The organism is Microcystis sp. M_QC_C_20170808_M3Col (genome assembly GCF_007095505.1).
GTDB lineage: Bacteria > Cyanobacteriota > Cyanobacteriia > Cyanobacteriales > Microcystaceae > Microcystis.
In genome coordinates, this window is sequence record NZ_SFBY01000295.1 from 1 (window position 1) to 3,499 (window position 3,499).

At 45.0% G+C, this 3,499-nt stretch carries 3 protein-coding genes; all 3 read left to right on the forward strand.

What is annotated here, in order from left to right; genetic code table 11:
* Positions 1-384 precede the first annotated feature (384 nt).
* Positions 385-1,221 carry a DUF5602 domain-containing protein gene (locus tag EWV84_RS13290; protein WP_287078357.1) on the forward strand — a complete coding sequence of 279 codons (837 nt, stop codon included), beginning with the start codon at positions 385-387 and terminating at the stop codon, positions 1,219-1,221.
* 208 nt (positions 1,222-1,429) lie between these two features.
* The gene (locus tag EWV84_RS13295) at positions 1,430-2,533 is read left to right on the forward strand and encodes a hypothetical protein (RefSeq protein WP_287078358.1); all 1,104 of its coding nucleotides are present in this window, start codon (positions 1,430-1,432) and stop codon (positions 2,531-2,533) included.
* Complete coding sequence (locus EWV84_RS13300; protein ID WP_287078359.1) at positions 2,530-3,312, forward strand: SDR family NAD(P)-dependent oxidoreductase; 783 nt, start codon at positions 2,530-2,532, stop codon at positions 3,310-3,312. Before EWV84_RS13295 ends, EWV84_RS13300 begins: the two co-directional genes overlap by 4 nt.
* The last annotated feature ends 187 nt before the right edge of the window (positions 3,313-3,499 follow it).

The window sequence follows — 3,499 nt, forward strand, 5'->3', positions numbered from 1 at the left end:
AAATCTGTCGAAATGTTAGAGCACTCAATTCGGCTTCTTATTCATTACCTCAAGTTTAAGGATGTTCCTATTCCCTGCGTTTCTGCTTGATTCATCTTTCTGTCTGACAACGCCTAAAAAACTGCTTAAGTTCCTAAACTTAGGTTGTGAATTCAATTGAGCCAAGTTAATCTGACAAGTAGAATAATGGTGACAACGATGACAACTAGAGTAACTAAGGCAATCATAGCCACTGGAGCAGTGTTTTCGAGTTTCCTCTTAAACTTGCACCCGGTACAAGCCCATGGAGGTTTACATGAACCACTGCCACCAGCGCCACCTTTCGTCGATCCACTAGCATCAGGCAGCGTATTTTACGGAAATCCACTCTCTTTGGGGAATGGAATGGTTCGCACCTATGTCAAAACCGATGACCAAGGATATCCCTCAGAAATTGGCTATATCTTTGACAAAGTGGCTCTAACTGGTTTACCCGAATTACCGGTTTTTCCCACTGCGTCACTGCGTCTTTTTCCTCCCTTGCCTGCCAATGCTCCAGCTACAGCTTTTAAACACGTTGAGCTGATTTATTGGAGTCACGGTCACGATCCAGCACTCTCTAATATTGCTGACCTGATGCACCCCCATATAGACTTTACTTATTTCTTCATCACCAACGAGCAACGAGACTTAATCTGTCCCCATCCAGACCTAAATAATCCGGTAAGTCCCTTTGTTTGTACTGGAGAAGAACTGGCAAAGGTACTAGAACCGCCGCCACCTGGGGCTATTCCGACGGATTTTATTCAAGTTCCGCCCTTTGTTACTTTTTATGGGTTACAGCGTGCTGGAACCGCTTATTTCGATCCCTCAGAGACCTTAGATCCTTTCACCCAAACAGTTTTCTACGGGTTTAATGAGGGGAAACTGAGTTATATCGACGTTCCCATTGGCAATGGTTTTATCGAGGAGTTTGGGGAACAACCCAATGGCGGCAGCTTTACTAGACCAATTAAACAGCCAGCCGGCGGTATCTATCCTGAGTCTGGATTCTATCCTACTACCTATACCCTTACCTATAACCCGAACAGTGAGCAATATACGATGTCCCTAGGAGGATTGACATTTCGGAGTGCCAACTCTACTTCCGTTCCTGAATCCTCTCCTGCTTTATCTTTATTAGCTTTCGGCGCTTTGGGGGTGGTAACTAAGCTCAAAATTCGCCAGCAAAAACCTAAATGAGCTGATGAGGTTAATGCTTTTGGTACTGCCTCGAAATGGGATTCTGAATCTATTGGGACTTAGACAAAAAACAAATCGAGAAAAGCCTCAACTCCAATCCCCGCTTGGGATTTACTTCGACCAAGCCCAAAATCGCTGAAACCCAGATATATCAAGGAAAATCATAAATCGACTAAGTCCAACTATTTAGCTTTAGGAGCTTTCACTGATGAAGACCATCAAATTATTAGTGGCTGTTATGGGAGTAGTTCTTGCCCCTGTCTCTTTAGGAATAGAAGCAGCATCTGCCCATGGGAGTGGTTCTCCTTCAGTCCCTCCTCATTCACACCCACCTTTTTCAGCTTCAGCAAACAATCCGTTAGATTCAGGCTCTGTCTTTTACGGAGAACCATTACCTCTGGGAAATGGAACGTTTCGCTCCTTTGTCACCTTTAATGAGCGTGGAGAACCCACCAATATCGGCACAACTTTCTCCCAAGAAACTCTGTCTAGCTTACCCAATCCTGCTAACGGCAACCCTTCTACCTTTCCCTATCCCACACGTCTTTATAACCCACTCTTGCCGCCTCAAGCTTCAGCAACCCCCTTCGGAGATTTAGAACTCCTCTATTTCAATGATGGTCATACACCAGAGGAGCAACCTGGTTACCGAGATCAGCACATTGACTTTTCTTTTTACCTGTCCACCTTTGCTGAGCGACACAGCACTATCTGCCCACATCCCGTGGGATTTTTTGAATGTGCAGGAGAAGAACTGAATAAAGCAGTTCAGAAACCAGATCCCAGGGCTGTTCCTGTCGGTTTTGAACAAGTTCCGCCTGGAAGTCAGTTTTATGCTGTATCGGGCGCTGGAACGGCTTTTTTTAACCCCGCAGAACCCAATCCTCTTGCCTCCTTATTCTTCGGTTTTAATGAGGGAAAGATGACTTTTATCGATCTTTTGATCACCGTTGATTTTTTTGAAGATTTGGCAGCACAACCGAACAGTAGCTTTACATCTCCCGTTCCCCAGCCAGCGGGGTTCATGTATGCCAAGGATGGCTATTATCCCACAACCTATACCGTTACCTATGATGAGGTGAATAAATACACAGTATCGCTAGGGGGTTTGACATTTCGGAGTGCCAATTCTACGTCCGTCCCCGAACACTCTTCTCCCTTGACGCTCTTAGGGCTTGGTGCGTTTTGGACAGTTGCCAGGTTAACAATTAACCGAAAAAAGACAGACAAAAGCTGGTTTGAGAAAAAAAATAATTTCTTCACCCAGCTAATCTACTTGATAACCTTAGAAAATTCAGGAGACAATCCATGAAAGATAAATTTGAATTTAGGGGTAAGTTGGCATTGATTGTGGGAGGTAGCAGTGGCATTGGTAAAGCCGTCGCCGAGGCTCTTCTAAAAAGTCAAGCTGAAGTGATCATTGTAGGACGAAAAATTGACAAACTCAACAAGACGGCGCAAGAGTTGGCAGATTATTATGGGAATGTCGAATTCCTACAGACAGATATTACCAATAAACAGGATGTCGCCAAGCTTATTGCTCGAATCGCAGAGCAGATGCCAGATATTGAGTATCTGGTTAATGCCGCTGGCATATTTTCTCCAAAGCCTTTTTTAGATTGTCAAGAGATTGACTACGACAGCTATCTCGAAATCAATCGCGGCACGTTCTTTTTGACTCAACAAGTTGCCAAGAACATGAAAGTTCGTGGTAAAGGAGCGATCGTCAACGTTGGTTCAATGTGGGCTAATGTGGCTACTGCGGCAACTCCAGGTGCAGCCTATGCAATGGCGAAAGCTGGTTTACACGGACTGACGCGGCATCTTGCTATTGAATTGGCTCCCTACAACATCCGCGTGAATGCTGTAGCTCCTGCTGTCGTCGAGACACCAGTGTATGAATCATTTATCAATCCGAGCGAAGTTCATGAAGTCCTTCAAGGTTTCAACACTTTCCACCCTATCGGACGCATCGGGCAACCTGTTGATGTCGCCAATGCAATTTGTTTCTTGCTATCGGAGCAAACATCGTGGGTAACTGGTGCAGTATGGGCGCTCGACGGCGGAGCATCTGCTGGGCGGAATTCATAATTGTCCAAAAACTGGACACTTTCAGCGTTTTTTATCGATTTCAGTCAAGAGTGAAAAAATGGAAACAACACCAAGTATTTCTGCGGATTTTCCTTTCGAGTCCAACTTTATCGAAGTCGATGGCTTTAAAATACACTATGTCGATCAAGGTTCAGGAGAGCCGATCCTGTTTCTTCATGGCAATCCC